The sequence below is a fragment of the Actinomyces vulturis genome, from assembly GCF_001687305.1.
GTDB classification, from domain to species: domain Bacteria; phylum Actinomycetota; class Actinomycetes; order Actinomycetales; family Actinomycetaceae; genus Actinomyces; species Actinomyces vulturis.
On record NZ_KV700385.1, the window covers coordinates 147,397 to 173,002 of the forward strand.

The 25,606-nt window shown below is 51.9% G+C and carries 18 protein-coding genes; 15 read left to right on the forward strand and 3 right to left on the reverse strand.

Features of this window, described 5'->3' with window-relative positions; genetic code table 11:
* Nucleotides 1-15 precede the first annotated feature (15 nt).
* The 7 genes from galK to A9753_RS00560 all read left to right on the forward strand — a co-directional run bounded on the left by galK (nt 16) and on the right by A9753_RS00560 (nt 8,247).
* Nucleotides 16-1,347, forward strand: coding sequence for a galactokinase (gene galK, locus A9753_RS00530; protein WP_067778670.1), 1,332 nt, complete (start codon nt 16-18; stop codon nt 1,345-1,347).
* Nucleotides 1,348-1,688: 341 nt separating this feature from the next.
* Nucleotides 1,689-2,759 carry an efflux RND transporter periplasmic adaptor subunit gene (locus A9753_RS00535; protein WP_176702691.1) on the forward strand — a complete coding sequence of 357 codons (1,071 nt, stop codon included), beginning with the start codon at nt 1,689-1,691 and terminating at the stop codon, nt 2,757-2,759.
* Nucleotides 2,756-3,505: an ABC transporter ATP-binding protein gene (locus tag A9753_RS00540; protein ID WP_067778676.1), complete on the forward strand. Its 750-nt coding sequence runs from the start codon at nt 2,756-2,758 to the stop codon at nt 3,503-3,505. Before A9753_RS00535 ends, A9753_RS00540 begins: the two co-directional genes overlap by 4 nt.
* Entirely contained in the window at nt 3,502-4,824 is a 1,323-nt protein-coding gene (locus A9753_RS00545) for an ABC transporter permease (protein ID WP_067778679.1), read from the forward strand. The genes A9753_RS00540 and A9753_RS00545 overlap by 4 nt, the downstream gene beginning before the upstream one ends.
* A gap of 421 nt (nt 4,825-5,245) precedes the next feature.
* Nucleotides 5,246-5,743: a MarR family winged helix-turn-helix transcriptional regulator gene (locus A9753_RS00550; RefSeq protein ID WP_067778682.1), complete on the forward strand. Its 498-nt coding sequence runs from the start codon at nt 5,246-5,248 to the stop codon at nt 5,741-5,743.
* A 396-nt stretch (nt 5,744-6,139) separates the two neighbouring features.
* Nucleotides 6,140-7,309, forward strand: a complete 1,170-nt coding sequence (locus A9753_RS00555; RefSeq protein ID WP_067778685.1) for a CE1758 family FMN-dependent luciferase-like monooxygenase — start codon at nt 6,140-6,142, stop codon at nt 7,307-7,309.
* The gene (locus A9753_RS00560; RefSeq protein ID WP_067778688.1) at nt 7,306-8,247 is read left to right on the forward strand and encodes a CE1759 family FMN reductase; all 942 of its coding nucleotides are present in this window, start codon (nt 7,306-7,308) and stop codon (nt 8,245-8,247) included. The genes A9753_RS00555 and A9753_RS00560 overlap by 4 nt, the downstream gene beginning before the upstream one ends.
* A 172-nt stretch (nt 8,248-8,419) precedes the next feature.
* On the opposite strand, the gene A9753_RS09725 is transcribed toward A9753_RS00560, so the two are convergent.
* Both A9753_RS09725 and A9753_RS00565 read right to left on the reverse strand, forming a co-directional pair.
* Complete coding sequence (locus A9753_RS09725; protein WP_176702692.1) at nt 8,420-8,581, reverse strand: hypothetical protein; 162 nt, start codon at nt 8,579-8,581, stop codon at nt 8,420-8,422.
* A 25-nt stretch (nt 8,582-8,606) separates the two neighbouring features.
* Nucleotides 8,607-9,506: a hypothetical protein gene (locus tag A9753_RS00565; RefSeq protein ID WP_176702693.1), complete on the reverse strand. Its 900-nt coding sequence runs from the start codon at nt 9,504-9,506 to the stop codon at nt 8,607-8,609.
* 460 nt (nt 9,507-9,966) lie between these two features.
* Between A9753_RS00565 and A9753_RS00570 the strand changes: the two genes are divergently transcribed.
* The 8 genes from A9753_RS00570 (at nt 9,967) to A9753_RS09355 (ending at nt 23,951) form a co-directional block, all read left to right on the forward strand.
* A complete protein-coding gene (locus A9753_RS00570; protein WP_245637322.1) occupies nt 9,967-12,033 on the forward strand; it encodes an AAA family ATPase in 2,067 nt (688 codons plus the stop codon).
* Complete coding sequence (gene mcrC, locus A9753_RS00575) at nt 12,030-13,097, forward strand: 5-methylcytosine-specific restriction endonuclease system specificity protein McrC (RefSeq protein ID WP_067778698.1); 1,068 nt, start codon at nt 12,030-12,032, stop codon at nt 13,095-13,097. Before A9753_RS00570 ends, mcrC begins: the two co-directional genes overlap by 4 nt.
* Before the next feature lie 7 nt (nt 13,098-13,104).
* Nucleotides 13,105-13,800 carry a hypothetical protein gene (locus A9753_RS00580; protein ID WP_067778700.1) on the forward strand — a complete coding sequence of 232 codons (696 nt, stop codon included), beginning with the start codon at nt 13,105-13,107 and terminating at the stop codon, nt 13,798-13,800.
* Between the two features lie 265 nt (nt 13,801-14,065).
* A complete protein-coding gene (locus A9753_RS00585) occupies nt 14,066-15,172 on the forward strand; it encodes a hypothetical protein (RefSeq protein WP_176702694.1) in 1,107 nt (368 codons plus the stop codon).
* Nucleotides 15,173-15,507: 335 nt separating this feature from the next.
* On the forward strand, nt 15,508-17,442 hold the full coding sequence (locus A9753_RS00590; RefSeq protein ID WP_067778706.1) for a site-specific DNA-methyltransferase: 1,935 nt from the start codon (nt 15,508-15,510) through the stop codon (nt 17,440-17,442).
* Between the two features lie 21 nt (nt 17,443-17,463).
* Complete coding sequence (locus A9753_RS00595; RefSeq protein ID WP_067778709.1) at nt 17,464-20,427, forward strand: restriction endonuclease; 2,964 nt, start codon at nt 17,464-17,466, stop codon at nt 20,425-20,427.
* Nucleotides 20,428-20,450: 23 nt separating this feature from the next.
* The gene (locus A9753_RS00600) at nt 20,451-23,300 is read left to right on the forward strand and encodes an SNF2-related protein (RefSeq protein WP_067778711.1); all 2,850 of its coding nucleotides are present in this window, start codon (nt 20,451-20,453) and stop codon (nt 23,298-23,300) included.
* 9 nt (nt 23,301-23,309) lie between these two features.
* Nucleotides 23,310-23,951, forward strand: a complete 642-nt coding sequence (locus tag A9753_RS09355; protein WP_083090161.1) for a DUF4145 domain-containing protein — start codon at nt 23,310-23,312, stop codon at nt 23,949-23,951.
* A gap of 152 nt (nt 23,952-24,103) precedes the next feature.
* Here A9753_RS09355 and A9753_RS00610 read toward each other — a convergent pair whose 3' ends face one another.
* Nucleotides 24,104-24,925 carry an exodeoxyribonuclease III gene (locus A9753_RS00610; protein ID WP_067778714.1) on the reverse strand — a complete coding sequence of 274 codons (822 nt, stop codon included), beginning with the start codon at nt 24,923-24,925 and terminating at the stop codon, nt 24,104-24,106.
* Nucleotides 24,926-25,606 lie beyond the last annotated feature (681 nt).

Genomic DNA, 25,606 nt, shown 5'->3' on the forward strand with positions numbered 1-25,606 from the left:
CGAAGTGAGAAACCTATGAGCGAGCCCGTCTTTTCCCCCGCACTGACCAGTGATGAGGGAGTCCAGTTAGCAACTGAGCTTTTCCGCGATACTTTCGGCACTAACCCACAGGGGGTGTGGTACGCCCCTGGACGCGTCAATGTCATCGGCGAGCACACTGACTACAACGGTGGCCTCGCTCTTCCTATTGCTCTGCCTCATCGCGCTCACCTGGCATTGAGCGTGCGCGATGACCGTACGATCCGCTTAGTTTCCCCCCAGACTCGTGAGGCCGTTGATGAGTTGAATCTCGATGAAATCGGCCCCAAGGGCAGCGCAGGTGAAGTCAAGGGCTGGGCCGCTTACATCGCTGGTGTGGCATGGGCTATGGAACAGGCTGGTCTTGGCCCGCTTCCCGGTTTCGATGCTGCTCTCTACTCATGTGTGCCACTGGGTGGCGGCCTGTCTTCCTCTGCCGCACTCGAATGCTCCGTTGCCGTAGCACTGGCTGACATGGCAGGCCTAGAACTTGACGGCCAGCCTATGGCGGGTAGTGCCCATGCTCCCAATGATGAAGGCCGCGCTCAGTTGGTTACGTACTGCGTGCGTGCGGAGAACGACGTCGCGGGGGCTCCTACCGGCGGAATGGACCAGGCCGCTTCACTGCGCTGCCACGAAGGTCACGCCTTGAAACTTAACTGCCGCGACGGCAGCGTCGAGCATGTCCCCTTCGATTTGGCGGCTTCCGGCTTGGCCCTGCTTGTCATTGACACCAAGGCACCACACTCCTTGGTTGATGGCCAGTACGCCGCTCGCCGTGCTGCTTGCGAGCGTGCCGCAGCCCTCATGGGTGTTGATCTCCTTGCTGATCTTGATCCGGCAAACCTCGCTGAAGACATGGGGCACCTACGCCACCTGGCTCTCGACGATCAGACTGCCACATGCGCTGACGCTGCCAGCGAGATCGCTGATGACGCTGACATGCTCGTACGCCGCACCCGCCATGTAGTCACGGAGATTGCTCGTACCGCTGAGTTGGTGGAACTTCTCAAGAACAACGAGCGTCTGGAAGGCGATGTGCTGGCGAGCGTGGGTGAACTGATGAATGCTTCCCACGATTCTTTGCGCAACGATTACGAAGTGACCTGCCCTGAGTTGGATGTGACTGTGGAGGCTGCACGTAACGCTGGTGCGCATGGCGCTCGCATGACAGGTGGTGGCTTCGGCGGTAGCGCCATTGCCCTGGTTGATGCTGATGCCGTGGATACTGTGGCCCAGGCTGTGGTGAAGGCTTATGAGGAGAATGGCTTCAATCCTCCGGCATTCCTTAAGGCTGCTCCTAGCGCACCTGCCGGTCGACTACAGTAAAGCGCTCTGCTGGCCACCTGAAGTCACACATGCCTGGTGAGCGCGTATCTGTTGACTTTGTGTGGCAATTGGCTGGCGCATTCCTAGAACTTGACCAGGAGGAACGCTGAAGCGTTCACAAGGTTTGGCCTGGTTCGACTTGAGTGGGGGCCCCGCGCATGCGCGGGGCCCCCACCTCTTTTTCTCGGGGATGTCCCTGATTCATCCCTGAAAATGACGCAGCACTATAGCCAGATCTTTTTTCATCCTTAAGAATGAGAGCGTTTCGGAGTATCACACCGTAATGTTGCCCTGATACTCGCCACTTCTGCGTGCCACTATGCCAAGCAGATTAGCCAAGGATGTTCACCGTGAAAAAGCGTTACGTGTTCTCCGCGTTTAAGGTTCTGATCGCTCTGATCATTGCCATTGCCCTGACGAAAATTGCATTCTTCCCTGATCAAAAGGAAAATGCCGGCCCGGAACTCACTCCCGATTTTTTGGTTACTACCCCCACTGTCACCGTGGAGAAGGGCGATATTTCCAATACGGTCGATGTCTCTGGTCTCATTGTTGAAGATTCTGCTGTGACCGCTCCTGCCACGCTGAACGGCACGGTGAATCAGTTGTGGTACAACAATGGCGATCATGTGGAGGCCGGTGAGCCAATTCTGACGATTAAGAACGTCAAGCCTCAAGATCCCATCGAAGGTGAGGATGACGAGGGTAACCCCACCATCATTAAGCGTGATGACATTGTTACCTGGCAGGACGTGAAGGCCCCTATTTCTGGCACGGTTCACTTCATGGTGATTAAAGACCAAGAGACCTCTGTGGGGACCACCGTGGCCACGGTCTCCCCCGGCACTTACTCCGCTAAGGGCACACTGACTCCTGCTCAGCAGTACCGCCTGACGAACGCCCCCACCCAAGCCACGATTACTGTCGAGGGTGGCCCTGCACCGTTTACTTGTCCTGATTTAACCATCGGCACGAACAACAACAGCACGAAGAAGGCTCCGGCAGAGTCCACGGATTCTGTTCCTGCCGGCGGCGATTCCACTTCAGTTGAGGTTCGTTGTTCTGTTCCTTTGGACCAGAAGGTCTTCCCCGGCCTGAAGGCCACTATCTCCATTGATTCTGGTAGTGCTACTGACGCTCTTCTTCTCCCGGTGTCTGCTGTTGAAGGTTCCTTTGCCACCGGTGACGTATGGGTTGTTCCCAATCCTGATGATCCGTCAGTCAATGAAAAGCGCTCCGTGACACTGGGGCTGACAGACGGCGTCAACGTCCAGATCACTGATGGCCTTGCCGAAGGGGACACAGTGTTGAAATTCGTCCCTGGTAAGGATGTGAAGCGTAAGGGTAAACCCAACACCTGTGAAGACGATTACTCCGTGTGCTACGACGAGAACGGTGATGAGATCGTATGAGTTTGCTGGAATTATCCGGCGTAGTTCGTACTTTCCAAGTACCCGATTCTCCGCCGTTAGAAATTTTGAAAGATGTGAACCTGAGTGTTGAGCCCGGTGAGCATGTGGCTATCGTGGGCCGCTCCGGTACTGGTAAATCGACACTGCTTAACCTTCTCGGTTTGCTAGATCAGCCCACTGCTGGTTCCTATGTCCTTGATGGCAAGGAAACCACGAAGATGGGTGAGAGTAAGCGCGCACATATTCGTGGCAATACCTTCGGCTTTGTGTTTCAGTCTTTCAATCTCATTCCCGGGTTGAACACCACGGAAAATGTGGCCATGCCGCTGCTCTATGCATCGGGTACGCAGTTTTTTACGCGTACTGCTCGCGCTGAGGAATTACTTAAGGCCGTAGGCCTTGAAGAGAAAATTGGCATGCCGATTAGTCGTCTGAGTGGCGGTGAGCAACAGCGGGTGGCCATTGCTCGGTCTCTCGCTCGTGGGCCTCGCATCATTTTGGCTGACGAGCCCACAGGGGCATTAGATGTAGATACCGGTAACTCTGTGATGAATCTGCTGGAATCTCAGTGTCGTGAATACGGCGCTGCATTAATCATGATCACCCACGATTTGGCTGTTGCTGCTCGCGCAAAGACTCAGTATCGACTCGATCATGGTGTGCTTACGCGTATCCATGTGGAGTCTCATCAGGCTGGCTCTTTAGAGGAGTTTGCTGAAGTTCCTCTTGAGGAGTTGGCATCATGACAGGATTCTTGGGTGCTCTTGTTGAAGCTTGGGCCCAACTACGTATCGGTAAATTACGCGTGCTACTCAGTCTTGTCGGCGTGGCTGTAGCCGTTGCTGCGATGACCTTTGTTGTGGCGCTTGGCCAGATCTCCGTGAAAGTTCTCAGTGACATTAACGAGCAGTACACGGGCCGCCCTGGCACCGTGACTGTGGAGATTGCGCCGAAGGCAAATGGAGATTCATCCTCAGATGGGTCTGCTGACACTGATGCTTCGTCACTATCGGACGGTACTGATCCTAATGATCAGCATGCAAAAGTCGAGCGTGTTCAGCAAGCAATGAATGCATTTGTTGAGCGTTACCACGTGAATTTGTCTGACACGTTCTACAACACGAATCTGCGTTTGTCGTTCCCGGAAGGGGCGTCCACTGTTAATGCCACGGTAGTTTCTGGCCAGTACGGTATGTTGCACCGCACCGAGGTTGAGCAGGGCCGCTGGTTCCGTCCTGACGACGCCGATGACCTCTCTCCCAGTATCGTGGTCAGTCAGAGTGTGCTCACTCAACTGGGAATGAGTGAGTTGACCGGTCCGGTCACAATTGATGGCTTCTCTCCTGCTCGGGTGACTTACACAATCGTGGGTGTGCTTCCGGAGGATAAGACTTCACAGCGGATGTGCGAGGGGCCAGATGGTAATTTTATTGATTGTGGAACCGAGCCGCTGACTGCGTATGTCCTTGCCGATTCTTTTAACCACTGGTTACCTCGAGACTTTGAGATGCCCATGCCTACGCTGGAGTTGTGGGCTGGTAAAGATGGCGCCAAGCAAATCGAATCACTGGCAAAGAAGGATTTTGATGCTACCTTCGGCTCTCAAGCTACCACGGCTCGTGACAACCTCATGGGTAGCGAGTTGGATGGTTTTGCCACCTTCTTCAAAGTGGTGATTTCTTCTGGTGTGGCCATCATGCTGCTGGGTGCGTTGGGCCTGGTCAACATTTCTATGGTGACGGTACGCCAGAGAATTCATGAGATCGGTGTACGCCGTTCCTTTGGTGCCACGAATAAACGCATCTTTTTCTCCATCATGTTGGAGTCCGTGGTGGCAACGGTTGTCGCAGGCCTGGTGGGTATTGCGATTGCCATTATCGGGGTGAGGGTTATGGATTTGAGCGTGATCTTTGGTGAAGGTTTTGCCCCGAAGGTCACTCCTCCCTTCCCCATGATGGCAGCCTTTGTTGGCTTGGCTAGTGCCACTGTGGTGGGCGCGTTGGCAGGTATCATTCCGGCTATCGTGGCGGTGAAGATCAAACCGATTGATGCCATCCGGTACTGATTGCTACTGCCGAGGTTTTCTAACCATCGATTATCACGTACCTCGATGATTCATCGGAACATGGATCATTCACTGATTTACCTGCACGCCGATGATTCGCTGAGTTACCGGCATGTCATTGATTCACCGGTTCACCAGCACTCAAAGTTTGGATGGATCTCTCCCTATTGTTGATGACGATATGGATGACACATCACCCTTGATGGTGGGCACTCGCTAACGCGAGTGCCCACCATGTTTGTTCATGACATACACCCCCATCACTAAAAGTGAAAATAGCAAGCAATGTGAAGACGAAAGGCCCCCACCCGCCCACTCACTCACTCACAATGACACGCACTTATCCATCTCCTCAGCACTGAGAGCCACAAAACAACAAAAATAGTTGCGCACGCAACTATCTAAGTTTTATTGTTCCTTCATGACAGCAACCACCCCGCACGAGATTCAACGTTCCACCATCTCCCCCATTCAATGGGAGACCTGGAAAAACTTCATTTACACCTCGTCCCACATCCTGGCTGCTGCCGATTCTGACCTCCAGCACAGCAAGGATCCAGCAATAACAATGAGTTTGTCGGATTTTGATGTACTGGCCACACTCAAGTCAGCACCCGATCACGCCTTACCTATGGCCGAACTGCGAGCCACCGTCCTTGTCACCACCTCAGGTTTTTCCCGTTCTATCCGCCGCCTGATCGAACGGAAGTGGATTGTCAAAATTCAGTCCGAAACAGATCGGCGATGTTATTCACTACAGTTAACTTCAGCCGGACTGAACGCACTCGCCTGCGTTCGAGATCGCCACCACGCCCTGGTCAGCCAATCATTTATGGACGTTTTTTCCGACGAGGAAATGGCAACTCTTTCCACGCTACTGAAGAAACTCAGCACGCACCTCCACGAACTCGACTCCTAAGGTTGCCAGAAAGCTCCTTCACGAACCCGAGCCCTAAGGTTGCCAGAAAATTCCTTCACGAATCCGAACCCTAAGGTTGCCAGAAAGCTCCTTCACGAACCCAAGCCCTAAGGTTGCCGGAAGACTCCTTCACGAACCCAAGTTCCGAGAACGCCACAAGAACCCTTCGAGAACTCAACTCCTAAAACACCCCAAACCCCCTCCGCCTCAAGAGCCAGTTCCTCAAGGCAGGGAAGCACAGCCCTCCCAACAACACACCCCATCACAGCCCCTCCATCACAGCAATACTCCCCATCACAGAAGCCCGACCTCAGTAAAGCCCCATACAACGCACAGGGCACCACACACCCTATTCACCCCTAAGCCACTCCACACCCACATTGATAGGAAAAAACTATGCAAATCGGCATTTTTTCAGTCTCTGACATCACCGAAGATCCCACCACCAGCCAAACCCCCACCGAGAACGAACGCATCTCAGCAGTCCTGTCCTACGCCGCAACCGCTGAAGAAGTGGGGTTAGACGTCTTTGGAATCGGCGAGCACCATAACCCGCCTTTCTTCTCCTCCTCCCCCACCACCTTGCTCGGTTATCTAGCCGCACGCACGTCTACTCTCCAGCTCACCACGGCAACCACGCTCATCACTACAAACGATCCAGTGAAAATTGCTGAGGACTATTCCATGCTTCAGCACCTCAGCGACGGCCGCATGGACCTCACCCTGGGACGCGGCAACACTGGGCCGGTCTACCCCTGGTTCGGGAAAGACATCACCAAAGGCATCGACTTATCCATTGAGAACTACCACCTACTGCACCGCCTCTGGAGAGAAGACGTGGTGGATTGGGAAGGACAATTCCGCACTCCCCTGCAGTCTTTCACCTCAACTCCCCGCCCGCTTCACGATGTGGCACCTTTCGTCTGGCACGGCGCAATCCGCTCTGTTCAGACCACCGAGCAGGCAGCGTTCTACGGTGATGGATTCTTCGCTAACAACCTGTTCTGGCCTCAACGTCACACCCACTCAATGATTTCCATGTACCGCCAGCGGTGGAACCACTACCAGGCGGACAGCCAGCACACCGGATTCGTGGGCATTGGCGGGCATGCCTTCATGAATAAGGACGCAGACAAAGCCATCGAGCAGTTCCGTCCCTATTTCAATAACGCCCCGGTCTATGGCCACGGCCCCTCACTTGAGGACTTCATGAACTCCACACCCCTCGTGGTGGGAACCGCAGACCAGGTAGTGAACGCCTACACGCGGATGATTCAGGCCTATGGATTCCCCCAGCGCCTAATGTTCCTGATTGACCATGCAGGCCTGTCCCAGTCCATGGTGATAGACCAGATCGGTATCCTTGGTGAGCAGGTAGCACCTCGACTACGCGAGTTCTGGCATGAGAATAAGCCAGAAAACGTTGCTCTTCCTCCCACTCACGAACGCCTCGTTAAGCAGCGCGATCGTGCCTTAATGCAGCAGAACGCAGGCCAATGGGCAGACTCTTACCGCTTCGAAACGGGCGATAACTGGACTGGTCTCCGGGCGGAGGATGCACGATGAGCCTGACTACTCAGCACCCAGATACTGACCCCACTGTGAAGATAGCAGTCATCAATGCGGGGATGTCCACGCCGTCGAGCACACAACTGCTGGCTCAGCGCGTGACCCGAGCCCTGCAGGAACGTGCCCATGAATTCAGTATCTCACTGCATATCGAGGACATTAGTCTTCGCCCCCTGGCGATGGATATAACTGCGGTTCATCTCAACCACATTCCGTTAGCGTCCGTAGATCATGCTCTGGAAGTGCTTGAAGGGGCAGACGCCGTGGTGGCACTTTCTCCGGTTTACGCTGGTTCGTATTCGGGCGTGTTCAAGATGTTTGCTGACCTCATTGGCAACGAGCGTCTCATGGGCACCCCCGTGCTCATCGGTGCTACCGGTGGTAGCGCGCGGCATTCACTCATGCTTGATTACGCCATGCGTCCACTCATGACTGCGCTACGCGCGAGCGTAGTGCCTACGGGAATTTTTGCTGCTACCGCCGACTTTGGTGACTCTTACGGCACGGAACTGACGGAGCGAATTTCCCGGGCAACCTACCAATTGCTGACAGCCACTATGACGCGAGTCGACGCAGTTCCTGGGCTTGCTCCTGCTAGCGCACAAGTTACTACGGTTTCTGCGAATGATCCTACAGCTGTTACCCGCACTCCAATGCTCTGCGCTCATAGCCAGGCAGCGCCTACTCACGGGCCAGCAGCCAATACCCCTAATTCAACAGTTATTGTTCACCTCCCCGATGCCTCTTCCCCTGCGCCGGCGCTCACTGAGGGAAGTAGTCAGTCTTCTAGCGCCGATGAGGTTCTCCGACAGACTGGTTCCCTCACCTCAGGAAACCGTGGGCAGATACCGATTCTTAAAGCCAATGGCGCATCAGGACGCTTTGCCCCGGACCTGGACGATTACGTGCCGATGGACCAACTCCTGCCCCAATGAGACAACTCTTGCCCATGAAGTCCTAAGCAGCACCTTTCACATCGAACACAGCGGAGTGCTCGCAGACTCAGTTCACGAGACTGCGAGCACTCCGTATCGCACGATCGGTTTCTGACTAATTGTGTTCAGTGCTTGTTCTCAGCACCTTTCTTAGCCACTTTTCACGCGCCACCTAATCCTCAGACGCATGGGTCACGCTATCGAGAACGGAAGCAATGACGGCAGGAGGCTCTGTGCGGTCAAGAAGGTGCACGTCGTCGGCCACCTCATCACCAGAATCAGCCTGAGGGCCGGCGGACTGGGCTACCCACTGGCCACCACCGACGTTTTCCACTCCGCGCATCACACCGAAGGTGTGGTTAGAGAAGTTCGAGCCCTTGGGGAAGCGCTAGGACATGCTTAAGTTTTTCAGAATCTGCACCATATTCCTCAAGTTTTACCAGTAATGCGTCCACGAATTCCCTCCGGGCGCTGCCCACATACAGCACCCGCTCAGTGGACTGTTCTCCCAGTTGATAGCAGTTCACCCAGGCGGCAGCCACCTTCAGCAAAGCCTCTTGGGAAGGCAACCACTGACCGGACTCATTGAGATCGCGAAGTGCCTGCACAAATACGCTAGAGGAGTCAGTTACCTGGTAAGGACTGAGGTGCGTGTGAAACACGAAATCTTTGTGTGCCTCGTCAAAACTGGCCGAGCCACCAAGCGCCTCATTCCACAAGGGCACCAAATATTGAGCACTGGAGCCTTCCGCCCCGTAGTACATCTCCTTGTAGTAGCCCTCGGTTTCTTCCCAGGGCACGTACTTGTACTCGTCGGCTTCAATATCTCCCAAGAGCCGACGGCCGTTGCGGTACTGGTCAAAGCAGGCTTGGGCGAATTGTTCGGAAGTCCACCCTGGTGCGGAAGGAATGAAGCGCTGGTCGTAAGCAGGACTGGTGAGGATAACGAAGAGTTTGGCTTTCTCCGGGCTGCCATAAAATGGCTGGGGCAAGACAGGCAAAAGAGGCCAGAAGATCGCTGTCACATCATTACCAGCCGCCGGGTCAATCTGAGTGTAGAGATAATAGGCAAGGTCAGCCATGAGGCCACCGTAGGTGCCGTGGTCAGATTTTTTCACCAGTTTCTTGAGGAACTTCCGGTCTTTACGGTGGACCACCATACTGAGGTAGGTCTCCACAGTTTCCGGGTCTCCGGCGAGGAGTTTTTCGTGTTCACCGAATGCTTCCCCGGTTTCATCCATGGGCCAGGTTAGGGTCATGGGCCTACCCACGGGGCGTTGCCATCGCGCCCAGAATCGCTGATATTTTTTCCAGGCTTTCATCAGCCCGTCAAAGGACGGGTCAACGAAGTGGGAGTGAGTGAACTTATTCTTCCCCATGACAGTAGGATATCGAAGGATGTGTTGGCCCTCCATCTGATTCAGTGTTCGTTGACTACGGCGCCTAACGTGGTGCTCATCCTTCCATCACAGTGATATCTCCACACGCGCAACAGCACCATCACACACTGGTATTCGGGAAGCACATTTCCCTTCTCACCACCGTATTCTTAGATCAGCAGTATTCGGCGCTGACGTATGCGTTCCTTTCACAAATGAATGGTTCATACGGTGTGATTCAAGGAAGAAACTGACAATGTCACAGCAGTACGCATGGATCCCCTTCTACGAGGAACTGGCTGACAAACTCCTCCCCTACAAGGATGACCGCCAAGCGCTCATGAAGAAGATCCAGGAGATCTTCGCTGCGACCGGCCTCAAGTTGCCTAAACTTGATAGCCATCCGCTTCCGATTGATATCGATCCTTTCAGTGTGTACGCGCTGTTCAACAAACACACAACACTCGAAAACCGAATTAAGCTTGTAACTGCTTTCAAGGATTCATTCAGTATCGATGCCCCTGTCCCGCAGGAGTTCAATGGAATTCCGCTGGTCAATAACATGGCAGCCACTTTCTACGCCTTTGATGGTGATCCGCGGCGAAAACCTGACGATATCGACAATCTTTGGGCTCTGTTCGAGATAGCCCTATTCCATGCAGATCGGCCTACCGACAAGACACGCGAAGATTTCATTCGTATCTTCAACAACACCTATCGTCAATTTGGACTGCGGTGGATGCTGTCATTCGGTCTGTACTGGATTCGTCCACATACGTACATGAATTTGGATTCAAATACACGTGAATTTCTTAGCGATCCTTCACATACTTCGCCCGACATTGTCGCCACTTTAAAACGCTTGAGCCGCATGCCCGATGCTGAACGCTACCTTTCGATTTGTGAATCGCTTAAAGAAACCGCGCTGAGTAAGGCCTACTCGTACAGCAGTTTTCCCGAATTATCTGAATCTACGTGGAACGTGCCAAAACCAGCCCCGGTACAAACATCTACTGACAGCACAAACGTCCTTGGCGATCCGGATATTGCGTCTGTTCGCTATTGGTTACTCGCACCTGGAAAAAATGCCTCAGAGTGGAGCAAATTTCAGCAGACGAATACAGCTGCAATCTCATGGGCAGACTTGGGAAATCTCGACGACTATCCATCAAAAGATGACATCCAAGATGCCCTTATTCACTCTCGTGGTGGCGAAACCTCTCACAACAATGCGGCACTAGCTTGCTGGCAATTTGCCCATGAAATGAAACCAGGTGACATCATCTGGGCGAAACGAGGACGACAAGAAATTATCGGCCGTGGTGTTGTATCCGGAGCCTATGAATTCGATGAATCGAAGGGCGATTATCCGCATTTCCGTTCAGTCGACTGGACCGATAACACCATATTCCGTACTGATGATCTCCTGAGTATGAAGACGTTGACTGATCTGACGACGAATACCGAACTCGTCAGTCGCATCGAGGGTTTTTACAATGCTGAGAAACTCGATGAAGTCGATGATGAACCTGTCATCGACTATCCCGAGTATTCGCCTGAAGACTTCCTCAGTGAAGTGTTCATGAGTCCAGACAAGTACGAATCCCTCACGAACATCCTGCAGGTCAAGAAAAACATCATTCTTCAAGGAGCACCTGGCGTTGGTAAAACCTTCGCAGCAAAACGTCTCGCGTACTCGTTAATGGGCGAGAAAGATGTCAGCCGCGTGATGATGGTGCAGTTCCATCAGAGTTATTCGTATGAGGATTTCATTGAGGGTTATCGTCCTTCTGCGAACGGTTTTGAGCTGACGAAGGGCGCTTTCTACTCATTCTGCAAGAAGGCTGCTGACGATTCTGAGAACGACTATTTCTTCATCATTGATGAGATTAACCGTGGCAATTTGTCGAAGATTTTCGGCGAGTTGTTCATGTTAATTGAGAACGATAAGCGCGGCTCTAAGAACACTTTGCAACTGTTGTATTCACATGAGTTGTTCTATGTTCCGTCCAATGTCTACCTCATCGGCATGATGAACACGGCGGACCGGTCCTTGGCCATGTTGGATTATGCGTTGCGGCGTCGTTTCGCCTTCTTTGATCTCACGCCTGGCTTCCAGACGGAGAAGTTCATTGAGTACCGCGACAGTCTTGGGGAGCCAAAGTTCAATGCTTTGCTCCGTCAGGTGGAGTTACTCAATGAGGTGATTGCTCAGGATGATTCTCTGGGTGATGGCTTTTGCATTGGGCACAGTTACTTCTGCAATTTACGTCCCGGTTCTACCGATGACGCCGCGCTGGTGCCTATCGTCGAATACGAACTGATTCCGTTACTCAAGGAATATTGGTTTGATGATCCTTCCCGCATTGCTGACTGGTCCGATCGCTTGAGGGGCGCAATCAGGTGATTCTGCTTCAGAACGTCTACTACATGCTGTCGTATGCGTTTTCTGTGCTTCGGGAAGATGGATACAAGAGCATTGCGACTGAAGAGTTCGAGCATATTGACGAGTTGTACGCGGCAATTCTCGAACGCGGAATCACGTCTCAAATCAAGCAGGGGCTTGGGCGTGATTATGTGGAACATCATGAGAAGTTGTCTTCCCTGCGGGGGAAAATTGATATCAGTGATTCGCTGAAGTCTCAGAGTTTGCTGCGCCATCGTCTGGTGTGTTCTTTCGATGAGTTTTCGGTGGATACACCGATGAACCGCATCGTGAAGTCGACAGTGGAGTTACTGCTTCGCTCTGGGATTTCGAAGAAGCGTAAAAAGACTCTTCGAAAATTGCTGATGTATTTCAGTGAGGTGCAGACGGTTGATTTACGCCGGGTGAATTGGCGCGTGCGCTATGACAGAAACAATCAGACCTATCGCATGCTGATTGCGATCTGTTACATGGCCAGCAAGCGTTTACTTCAGAGCCGCCGTGAGGGCAGTTTCCGGGCCATGGATTTCTTCCAGACCGATGAGGATATGCCACGCCTGTATGAGAAGTTCATTCTTGAGTATTTCCGCCAGGAGCACCCTGAGCTCAAGGCCCATGCGCCCATGGTGGAGTGGACTCTTGATGATGGTTTCTCTGACATGTTGCCCACGATGAGAACTGACATCACTCTTGAAGCGGAAGATACGGTGCTCATCATTGATGCGAAGTACTACACGAATAACACCCAGCAGCGTTTTGATTCGCACACGATCCACTCGGGAAATCTGTATCAAGTCTTTACGTATGTGAAGAACAAGCAGGTCAAGGTGGGGTCGGAAACGAAAGTGTCAGGCATGCTGCTGTATGCGAAGACTGATTCAGATATTCAGCCCGACGCCACGTACTCCATGAGCGGCAACAGCATTGCTGTGCGCACGCTGGATCTTAATCAGCCGTTCCCAGAGATTCGCGCTCAACTTGATGGGATCGCAGACCTCTATTTCCCTATGTCCAGCGCGCTTCCCCCGCTACCAATGAGTCAATGAGCAACCCATGAGCACCGAACACAGTTTTGATTTTTCGTACGCATTCAACACTCCTCAACGCTTGGAATTCCAAGGCCACTCGGTGGTGAGTTTCAACGGCGATAACCCGAGTCGTACGGAACTGACGTACACGCTCCACTCCCCCGCCATTCCCTGCAGGGACATCATTTTCATCGGATTCAATCCGGGAACAGCAGGTGTGCCTTTCATAGGAAAGACTCCTGATGCTCAGGGGACTACGAAACTCTCCGACCCAACGGTCAGGCGAGTGCTGTCCATGCTGGGTAGCGACCTAGGAGATTTCCGGACTGACACGCCTCGGCATCCTCGAGTGACGTTCTGTAATCTCTTCGCTTTTGCCAAGCCCTCGTTGAATCGTGGTCACAGCGACGTTTTGGATCCTGTGCCGGCGAGAATCGGGTTAGAGAAACGACTCAACGAATTCCCTAACGCTCTCATCATCTGCGGCTGGGGGATGAAAACGTCCTGGGCGAGTAAAGGCTTTGGCGATGCCATGGCGCAGCAGATTGACGCAATCACTCCTCTGCTCTCGGAACGCCCATGTTATCGCGCTCGTCCAGTTAACCCAGTTATCACCGACGCACCTCACGATGCCCGCTCCTGGAGCCCACTGGCACGCTTGTCAGAAAACCAACGCACTTTCGCTCATCTAGAACGCTACCGTCCGAAATCTACGGATTGATGAGCCCCTGTATTCCACACGCATGCGCGTATCTGGCCCTCTGATTCGCCACTACGCGCCTCGGGATCCGTATCCTCATTCCCTGGTTAAGAACGAAGGTGTTCCGGAGAAAATAAAAACTTGGGAAAAATCCTTCTTTTCTCTGATGACGTTCTGAAATTAGTTCTCGAAAACTTCCCTGAAGTATCACCTCGATCTCTGGAAATCAGGGCATAATTCTCCTGACAGACACGTGACCTACCCTAAATGTCAGAGGCCTTTCGAGATGGAGTCCCCAGTGACTGACGAGTCGAATGAAGTTGAAACCATGACTGATGATGTCGAGATTCTCGAGGATGTCTCTGATTTTGTTGATGAAAAAACTCTCAACGAAATGACCGCTGAACAGGATGCGGAGGCGGTTCAGTTCGCGGAAGACTTCTTAAAAGTAGTTATTCGTCTACGCGGAGTAAGGATCGAACGTGAAAAATTCCTCCGTCAGGAACTGCGCAAATATGCGCTCTCAGATCTGCAGATTGACCAAGCAATTAATGAAACTCCAGTCGAAGCGGGTATTTCTCCCAAGATTCTTGACGAAATTGCTGGACGGTCAATCGGTTTTGAGACTAAAAAGTCCGCATCAATGTCTTTCGCGGCAGGTATCCCTGGCGGTATTGGTTTAGCCGCAACGATTCCCGGTGATATCACTCAGTACTACGTCCACGCTTTCCGAATCATGCAGAAACTTGCGTACTTGTACGGCTGGAAAGCGTTCCTGTCAGACCTCGAAGATATTGACGATGAAACATTAGGCCTTCTCGCTTCATTCTTAGGCATCATGCTCGGAGTTGCCGGAGCGGCAAACTCGGTAAGTGCGTTCGCTACAACTGTTGCTCGTCCAGCCCTTCAAAAACAGATCTCCAAACAAGCCTTAACAAAAACTGTTTGGTATAACCCAGTCAAGCAAACATTGAAATTCGTCGGCGTAAAGGTGACAAAAGACAGCCTCGCCAAAGGTGTGACAAAGGCAGTTCCTGTTCTCGGCGGTGTAGTTTCGGGTGGCCTGACTTTGGTCTCCCTTAACAAACAATCACATCGCCTGCAGCGCCATCTTCGTAGGAATCCCCCGCCTACTCCGGGTGCCGACCGTTACTTAAAAATGCTTGCTGAACTCGATGCACAGCATGCTGCTGAGGCAAAAGAGCCTGGCAAAGCCAAGCAGGTCGTGGCTCAAACCTTTGAGGCTGGTAATGCTGCCCTTAACGGCGCAACAAAGATGGTTTTGACGGCAGGTTCAGGCATTGGTTCAGCCAAGCATCGGCTGCTGAAGAAACTGACCCGTGCAGACGAATCCGTTGATGAGACAAACACTGAAGAGGGAATTAACGAGTAAACCGGGTATAGATTTTCTGTGCTTTAAGTTGTAGGAAGTACCGCCCACTGCTCGTATCGGGGAGTGATGAAACCTGCAATGACCTACGCCTTATTTACGGCGACGCCTTCATCGCATCTATGAGGTATGACGGAGATCGAAAGCAGTCGCTAAAAAACTCTACCTGTCATTCATAATGACTGTTCTCAAAGTGCACAGTTTCCAAAGCAAAATATCCAGAGAAACAGTACCGAACTGGGCCAAAAACTAAAGTATTCGTATAACGTTGGGGCCGAGGGCAGCAGCCATAATGGCCCTTGCAAAGCAAACGCATTCAATGATGAAAGAGCCTGCCAATGTCTGAGAAAATTAACGAAGTTCCAGCAACCACACCAAACTTCACCACCGAGGCCGCCGCCAAACTCGCCCAACTCTTCCCCGAGATCGTCGCTGACGGCAAAATCAACCTCAATACGTTACGTGCCCTCATCGACGAGGACGCTGAGGATCCCCGCGAACGCTTCGGACTGACGTGGCCGGGCAAGACCCAAGCGATCCGCGCCGCTCAGACACCCACCACCGCTACTTTATTGCCAGACAAAGAAAACTCGGTTAACTGGGATACCACCCAAAACATCTTCATTGAAGGTGACAACCTCGAAGTGCTCAAAGTTCTACAAAAGCACTACTACAGCAAGATCAAAATGATCTACATCGACCCGCCATACAACACCGGAAACGACTTCGTCTACCAAGACAACTACATCGACGGTATCGGCTCCTACCTCGAGATGAGCGGGCAGTCCGATGATGAAGGAAAGCTCTCCACCAACTCGGAGTCAGCCGGACGATTCCACTCCAACTGGCTCAACATGATGTACCCGCGACTCAAACTTGCTAGGAATCTACTCACAAATGACGGAGCAATCTTTATTTCTGTTGACGATCATGAACAATCTAACCTAAAGGACTTGTGTGATCAGATTTTCGGTGAGAGCAATTTTATTGCTTCAATTTGTGTAGTCAACAACCTGAAAGGTAGGTCCGACGAACAATACGTGGCCACATCTCACGAATATCTTTTGATATACGGTAAATCGGAGTTTGTGACAAATGGCGTTCCCGCCCCCGATGAATACGAAAAAGATTATAAGCATGAAGATGAGGCTGGAAGGTATCGACTGCTCGGCTTACGTAAACGCGGTAGCAATTCACGCCGTGAAGATCGACCGAATATGTTTTATCCAATCTTCTTCAATAAGACGAACGGACACATTGGACTAGAGCGATCGTCTGACGAAGACTATGAAATTTATCCACATTTATCAGATGGGTCTGACGGTTGCTGGCGCTGGGGGCGTGAGACTTTTACAAATAGATTGCCTGAAATTGCGGTTCAACTCGTTTCTGGGCGAAATGAATTTGACGTATTTCAAAAAGACTATTTGCCAGATGATGGGAAACGTCGAGTAAAACCAAAGTCAGTTTGGCTTGGCCCGGAATTCTCTGCAGAGCGAGGAACTCTCCAAATAAAAGCTCTCTTTGGATCCCGGGTGTTCGACACGCCTAAATCGACCAATTTAGTAGAATATTGCCTTCATCAAGCAGCCTCTGAGCCTGACTCAACTGTCCTTGATTTTTTCGCTGGTTCGGGAACTACTGCTCATGCTGTGATGGCGTTGAATGCTGAGGATGGTGGGAGTCGCAAGTGTATTTCGGTTCAGTTGCCGGAGCCTACGCCTGAGAGGTCTGTGGCGCGCGAGCAGGGGCATGAGACAATTGCGGATATTTCGCGAGAGCGTATTCGGCGCGCGGGAGCAAAGATTTTGGCTGATGAGGCTGAAAAGCTGGATGGTCGTGCAGATGCTCTAGATGTGGGATTCCGCGCTTACAAACTGGTGGACACTAATTTCTCAAAATGGAAGGCCACCTCTGCTTTACCTGAAGAAGAACTGACTGGTTTGCTGGCGGGGATGGCTGAGTCTGCTGACGATAACGCACGCCCAGAAGCACTGCTAACTGAGGTCCTACTCAAGCTGGGATTGTCCCTAACCGAACAGATTGAGACCAAGACTGTTGCTGGGCTCGAGGTGTTTAGTGTGGCAAGCGGGTTGGTGCTTACGTATTTGAATGAGCATGTGACGCCCACATTGGATCAGTTACGTGCGTTGGTGGCGTTGGAGCCGGCCCGTTTGGTGATTTTGGAGGATGCTTTCAAGGGTGGCGATGAGTTGAAAACGAATCTGGTGCAGGAGTGCCGGACTCACAACGTTGATTTGTGGACGGCGTGAGTCTGGGAGGGAAACAAGGTTATGCGTTTTCAGTTTGACCCACGCCAGCCCTATCAGGCCAGTGCCATCAATGCTGTTACCTCACTGTTTGACGGCCAGCCTTTAGATGCGGATCAATTGGTGACTGGTTTGCGGTACCTGCCTGCCCAACAACAGCTTGATTTTGAAGTGAGCGAACTTCAAAGCGCATTGGATATTTCCGATGAAGTCGGAGCTTACGGTAACAACTTGCTGTTGGATGAGGACACGATTCTCGCGAATTTGCAGCGGGTCCAGGATGCGAACGGTTTGGAGATCAGTAGTGGTCTGGTTGATGGTTTGCAGTTCGATATTGAGATGGAAACCGGTACCGGAAAAACCTACGTGTATCTACGTACGGCGTTTGAGTTGGCCAAGAAGTATCAGTTTACGAAGTTCATCATTTTGGTGCCTTCGGTGGCTATTCGTGAGGGTGTGAAAACCAGTATTGAACTAATGCGGGAGCACTTCCGTCACCTTTACCCAGGTGAAAACATGAACTACACGGTTTACTCAGGTGACCGGGCAGAAGACGTGCGTGATTTCGCGACCGCCACTAGTCTGCAGTTTTTGGTGATGACGATTGACTCCCTGCGTGGGGATAAGAACACGCGCATCATCCACCAGAGCCGGGACAAGCTCTCCGGGCTGCGCCCACTAGATTTCTTAAAGGCAACCCATCCGATTGTGATTATGGATGAACCGCAGAGCATGGAGTCCATGCTTGCCCAATCAGCTGTAGCTGATTTGAACCCCATGTGCACACTGCGCTACTCGGCAACCCACCGCACCACACGCAATGTGGTGTACCGGTTGGATCCTTTGGATGCTCACCGCCTGGAGTTGGTGAAGAAGATTGTGGTGGCTGACGCTCAGGAACTCGGTGGATCAGCTAAACCGTATGTGCGCTTACTTGAGGTGCGGCGTGATCCGTTCAAAGCCAAACTCGAACTGGTGTGCAAGAAAAAAGACGGCAGTTACGTCAAAAAAGCCGTGCTGGGAACGCAAGGTTCGGACTTAGAGCGACTCTCAGGTGGTAACCCAGCCTATGAGGCGAATTGGCGAATCAGCGAGATTAGTGTCCAGCCCGAACAGATCGAGCTAACCAATCATGGAATTCTGCAAGTCGGTGAGGCTATCGGTAGCGATCAAGACTCAGTCTTCCGAGAAATGATCCGTGAGACCATCCGCGAACACATCCGCAAAGAAGCACAAGTCAACGCCCAAGGGATTAAGGTGCTCTCCTTGTTCTTCATTGACAAGGTCGCCTCATATTTGGGTGATGGAGTGAATAACTTAGACGCCAACGGCCAGTTCGCTAGCTGGTTCGACGAGATCTACCGCGAAGAGCGAGCCAAACGCTCTGATTCTCACCGTTTCCTTCCCGTAGACCCCCTCCAGGTGCGCTCAGGTTATTTTGCGCAAATGAAAAAGGGAAAGGCCAAGTCCGCGACCGTCACCTTCAAAGATTCCAGCGGTAAAACCAAGGCTGATGATGATGCCTACGAGTTGATTATGCGCGATAAGGCCAGGTTATTGGATTTGGACGAACCTGTGCGTTTCATTTTCTCTCACTCAGCACTGCGTGAGGGGTGGGATAACCCGAACGTGTTCCAGATCTGCACGCTACGTGACATGGCCAGTGAGACTGAGCGGCGTCAGACCATCGGGCGTGGCCTGCGCTTGCCGGTCAACCAGGCCGGTGAGCGGGTAAAGGATGCTGGAGTTGCCCAGTTGACGGTGGTAGCTAATGAGCCCTATAGGGCGTTCGCTTCTGCTTTACAAGATGAATACCGCAAGGCAGGCGTGGAAATCGGGTATGTGCGTAAAACAGAGTTTGCTGGTCTACCAGTGGTGGTCGATGGTAAGGAAACCTGTCTGGGCACTCGACGCTCTCATGAGATTTGGCAGTTGCTGCACGAGCGCGGTTTCCTCAACAATGCCGGTGAGGTCATGGGCACCTGGGTTCCCAACCAGCTCGGCTTCACTTTGAACCTTCCCGAGGAATATGCGGGGTATGAGGAAGAAGTCATCAAGATTGTTGATAGTTGCAAGGTAGAAGCAGTTATCAAACCCAAGCGTAAGCGTGTGAACCGTAAGCTCAACAAGCAGGTTTATGCCGCACCTGAGTTTGAAGAGTTTTGGGAGAAGATCACGGCCCGCACTACCTACCGGGTTAGCCTGGATCGCCACCAGTTGGTGGAAAAGTGCATCGAGCGAATTAAACAGGCTCCCTCGATTCAGCCGATCCGTATTCAGGTAACCCGTACCGGCCTGGAGATTACTCGTGGTGGGCCCAAAGGCTCCGAACTTGGCAGCCGAGCAGCCAAACTCAGTGGTGCTTACCCATTGCCAGATATTGTTGCTCAGCTTCAGGAATCAACATCGCTAACTCGTAAGACCATTATCGACATTTTGTTGGGTTCTGAACGGATTGGTGAATTCTTGGATAATCCCAATGATTTCATCAAGATGGTTACCACTTGTATCGAGGAAGAACTCTCCCAGGTCCTCATCGAGGGTATCCAGTATGAGCCTATTGGTGGCAGTATCTATGAGTTACGCGAGTTGCAAGCTGATGGACTTGAGGAGAAAGACCGGTTTAGGGATCAGCTCTATAAGGTGACGAACAAGGACAAAACTGATTTCGATTACGTCGTGTTTGACTCTGCAATAGAAGAACGGTTCGCTGAGTATCTTGACAACCGTGAGGACATTAAGTTGTTCATGAAGTTGCCTGATAAGTTCCGTATCCCTACCCCGGTGGGTGATTACAACCCGGACTGGGCGATCATCAAAGTTGAAGATAGCCTTGAGCACTTGTATTTGATTCGGGAAACCAAATCGTCTCAGGATCCGACCAAGCGTCGTCCTACGGAGAATGCGAAGATCAACGCCGCAATCAAGCACTTTAAGGCTATTGGTGTTGATTACAGGGTCAGTGCACCCGACCGGTGGGAAATCTGAACACAGAGGGGGATGAGTGGGGTTTGCAGCGTCTTTGTGACTATCAGGCAAAGTTCTACGCCCATGAGTTGGACCGTTCTTACGCTTCTGACCATGTCGGTAGGCTCGCGGGGCTCTTGTTTGATGCCAAGGTGGAACCCAAGCCGCATCAAGTCGATGCGGCGCTGTTTGCGTTGCAAACCCCATTCCTCGATGGCGTGATTCTGGCTGACGAGGTGGGGCTGGGAAAAACCATTGAGGCGGGCATTGTGATCAGCCAGTTCTGGGCACAGCGTCAGCGTCGTATCCTCATCATTGCTCCCTCGTCTTTGCGTCAGCAGTGGAAGCAGGAGTTGGATGAAAAGTTTGCTCTACCTGCCTCGCTGGTGGATCGAAAGAATGTCGATAAGTTGACTGGTCCGGGCGGGCGGGAACAGATCCTGATCTGCTCCTATGAGTTCGCGAATTCTCAGGTTACAAAGTTGACTCAGAAGTGGGATGTTGTGGTGTGCGATGAAGCCCACCGTCTGCGCTCGTATTGGACTGGGCAGGCCAAAATCGCAAAGAACGTAGCCAAAATCTGTCGCATGGCAGACAAGACAGTCATGCTCACAGCCACCCCTTTACAAAATCGACTGGAAGAACTCTATGGGTTGGTGAGCATTTTTGCTCCTGACTATTTCCACTCCTTAGATGCGTTTAAGGAACGCTACATCGATAACCCTCACGGGGTCGGTAACGATGATTTAGCAGGCCGTGTTGCCCAGATAGCCAAACGAACCTTACGGAAAGATGCCGACAAGTACATTCGCTTCACCCAGCGTATGCCGCTTACGGTCGCTTTCACGCCCAATGATGACGAGATCGAACTCTATGAATTGATCAATGAATATTTGCAGCGGCCTTTCCTTTGGGCATTTGCTAAATCTCAGCGTCACCTTTCAGCTTTGATCATGCGTAAACGGCTGGGTTCTTCTTCATATGCGGTGGCCTCAACCCTGGAAAGAACAGCTGACCGGCTCGAGGCCGAAGCCCGTACTGGGCGGCGACGTAACGATGCTGGTGGTTTCGTTGACGACCCAGACTTGACCAGTGAAGTGCTTGAAGAAGCAGAAAGCACCGTCAGCGACGAGGGGGAAACGATTGATCCGGGTGACCGGGAAGAGATGCTGGCTGAGGTGCGTGAACTGCGCGAATACGCTGCGCTCGCAAGGTCGATCAGAGTGAATCAGAAAGCGGTCAAACTCGTCGACGCCCTAGAGCAAGGTTTTGACAAGCTCCGAGAAATCGGTGCGCCGGAGAAAGCCATTATTTTCACCGACTCCACCATCACCCAAGACTATTTGGCTCGTTCCCTTGCTGAGGCTGGGTGGGGTGAAGGAGTTGTCCTGTTCAACGGCTCCAACAACAGCCCGGAGGCCAACCGGATATACAAGGCGTGGCTTATAGAAAACAAGGGCTCAGACCTTATCACCGGAATCCCTGCCGCTGACCGTCGCAAGGCCCTCGTCGATGAGTTTCGGGAACGTGGGCGGATCATGATCGCTACCGAGGCTGCCGCTGAAGGTATCAACCTGCAGTTTTGTTCCATGCTGGTTAACTATGACCTACCCTGGAACCCCCAGCGCATCGAGCAGCGTATTGGGCGTGTGCACCGCTTTGGGCAGAAGCACAACGTGGTAGTCGTTAACTTCTCCAACAAGGGTAACTTGGCAGAAGAACGCATCCTTGAACTACTCACTGAGAAGTTCCAACTCTTTACTTCCGTCTTTGGGGCCTCCGATGAAGTACTCGGGCAAATCGAAGACGGTCTGGACTTTGAAAAGAATATTGCTGCCATCCTCGATCGCTGCAAGACTGCTGATCAGATTGATGCTGCGTTCAAAGAACTTGAAGCTCGCTATGCCAAACAGATCAACCGGGAGATGACAAAGACCCGTGCAAAGGTCTTTGACAATCTCGACCCCAAAGTCCGCGACAAACTCAAATCCTATGACGCTCAAACAGGGGTCGTACTCAACGCCTTCGAACGTCTGCTCATTAACGTTACCGGCCATGAGTTGGCTGATGTTGCCAGTTTCAATGACTCCGGCACCCAATTCACTCTGCATGTACCGCCCGAGCCGGGTATCTCAGGCGGGGAGTATTTCTTCAAATCTGAGCCTCGTAAAGGCGCCCACCAATACCGCTATGCCAGCAGCCTGTGTGCCTGGGTCATCGACAACGCAAAAAACCACGCCACCCCGCCGGCTACACTGGCCTTCCAAATCCGGGGCTCTGAGCGTGCCACCACAATTGCTAAACGCTTACGTAACAAAAGTGGCCGGCTGCGGATTGAGGAAGTGACCTTCACGATGAAGGCAGGCAAGCAAGACCTACAAGAGTCCTACCTGCTCACAGCCGGGTTCCTTAACGACGGTGTCCCTATGGATCATGAGCAGGTCCGGGACCTGCTTGACCTGCAATGCGTTCATATCGAAAGTTCACAAGTAGACACAGCCGGGTTTGCTAACCTCCTTGATGCCCAGATGGACGATTTAGGACAGGACGTTCAGGAAAGAAACGCCAGTTTCTTCCTCCAACAAGAGGCCCTCATTGACGCGACTCGTCTAGATCTCAAAGCCACCTTCGACGCGAAGATCCGTGAATACCAGGCTAAAGAGTCCACCGCCATCAAAGCTGCCCGCAAAGCCAACACCACTGCTGAAGAACTCAAATACAAACAAGAAGCACGTCAGTGGCGGAAAAAAGCGGACGAAGCTGACGACCAATATCGCATCGAACGCAACCGCCTAAGAGACGAGTCAGACGCCTACCTTGATAGTGCACGCGACTCACTCAACGCAGTCACAAGCCGTCGTGAGCTCTTCACCATCAACTGGGAAGTTCATTAAGGAGAATTCATGCCCGCTATTACCTGCGGTTGGTGCCAGGCATACACCAATGTCGAATTAGTTTCTAGTATTGCCTTAGTTAAAAGGGATCCCACCCATGACCTCTATGGATTAACCGCCGCATTTCTTTGTCTTTCATGCAGAAATCTCAACACAGCACAGTGGTTATCTAATGAGATGATTTCAGATGAGAGATTGGTTGATTGGGAAGATCTTAGTGAAAACAACCGAGTCTTTTGGCACCCACGTCCTGGTTCGAAGAAAGAATTTAAAGACGTCCCTAAAACTATCTCTTACGCAGCTTCAGAGGCTTGGACGTGTCACACCAATGACTGTTACAGAGCCGCCGTAATAATGGCTAGGTCAGTTGTCGAGGCCGCAGCAAAGATGCAAGGGCATGCTAAAGGAACACTGGCTCAAAAAATCGAAGAAATGAGTGAAGCAGGACTTATCCGCCCTGCACTAGCCGAACAAATTAATGAAATTCGGTACATGGGTAACGAAAGCGCCCATGGTGATTTAGACAGTGAAATTACCAGCGATGACGCTTCTGAGGTTTTGGGCCTTATGAACGAACTGTTGAATGAATTATGGCAAGCTCCCGCACGAGCAAGACGACTTCGCGAGAGACGTTTAGCGAAAAATAATTGAGATAGGAACACTGCAGCACATCGTTGCCCCTATATCGAGACAATCAGGCCAGTTAGCCTTATGAACAATGACCACGATCGTCGGCTTTCGAAAACGCAGAAATACTGCGTTCCGCCTTTCCCTACATCGAGTAGAGAAAAGTCATCGTCACATCAGTGAAGAGTTAGAAGAATAGATAGCGGCGCATGGTCGGACCAGCGCTCGGCGTAGGAATCTGCCCTGTGGATGCTGAATTCCGTGAGGTACTCAGCCAGGCTGGGGGTGACGTAGTGGTAATCAATACGCCACCCGGCGTCGTTATCAAATGCCTTGCCACGGTTTGACCACCATGTGTACGGGCCCTGAGTGTCTGGGCTGAGGCGACGCTGAGCGTCTACCCAGCCGTCTGCTTCCCACTTGTCCAAGTGAGCGATTTCTTCGTCGAGCACACCAGCCACCTTGTTGTGGTTGGGCTTCCAGTTCTTGATGTCTTTTTCCGTGTGGACGATGTTGAAGTCGCCGCATACAAGAGCCAACTCTTCATCAGCTATGAGACGCTTCATCGTCTGGTCAACGAGGGCCAAGTGAGCGTACTTCTGGTCCATTTTTTCTGTGCCCACGGTTCCTGAGTGGAGGTAGGCGCTGACTGCACGGAGTTTGCGTGCACCTAGTTCGCCGCCAGTGACCGTGGCTTCTAACCAACGGCCTGAGTCCACATCAGGCTCATCGGTTCCTGGAAGGGCAACGCCGCGGCTCACGTCAGAGATGGTGAGACCACTACCTTCACGCACAGCCATGGCCACGCCAGCACGTCCCTTAATACGGCAAGGCCATACCTCACAGGAATAACCTTCAAGAAGGCCCTCAGTGATCTCTTCATCTGCCCGTACTTCCTGCATAAGGAGGAGATCGGGCTGGACTTGAGCAAGCCACTCCCCCATTCCCTTGCGGTATGCGGCGCGGATTCCATTGACGTTCACTGTAGCGATCTGCATGTCTTGAGGATAGACCGGAAGGAATAAAAAGAGAAAAGGTCGTGAAGCAGGGAACGGAGGAGTGCAAACAACGTGAGAAAGGATTTGGCAAAGATTAGATAACCGATGTGCACCTCGTTGCGTTGGGAACACGACGATACACCGAGACGGACTAGAGAAGTTGCGGACGACAAACCTAAGTAGATTTCGTTGCAAAACAGCCGATACTCAGCAAGCCACGAGAACATCATTGCCGCATCGTTTCTGACATAATGCGGGCATTTTTCCTTCACGGTGTTCACATTGAGAGTGCCTACGTACTAAACCCATTTATCCGCGGCCAGCGCATCGAGTGGGAGTGTTTCATTTTCAACATCGCAATAACGGACGAAATGATTACGTAAATTTGACTTTAAACCAGAGTTAGGGACAGATTCTTCAAGAATTCTATATAGAATTATCACTTGTCATATTTGAGGAAGCCCTAATTTACAAGACCCTACTCCAAACCACCAAACCACAACACGTTTATAAACAGCAGAAAGTTGGTAAAAAAAGAAATACTACAGGTTGGTTTAAGGATGTTTCTCAGCACGATTATTTCCGATTAAATTCTTAAGTTGACACATATCTCGACGAAAAATTTATATCGAGTCGAAAAATAACGTAGGGTGTAAAGGCGACTAATTCGATTACCAAATG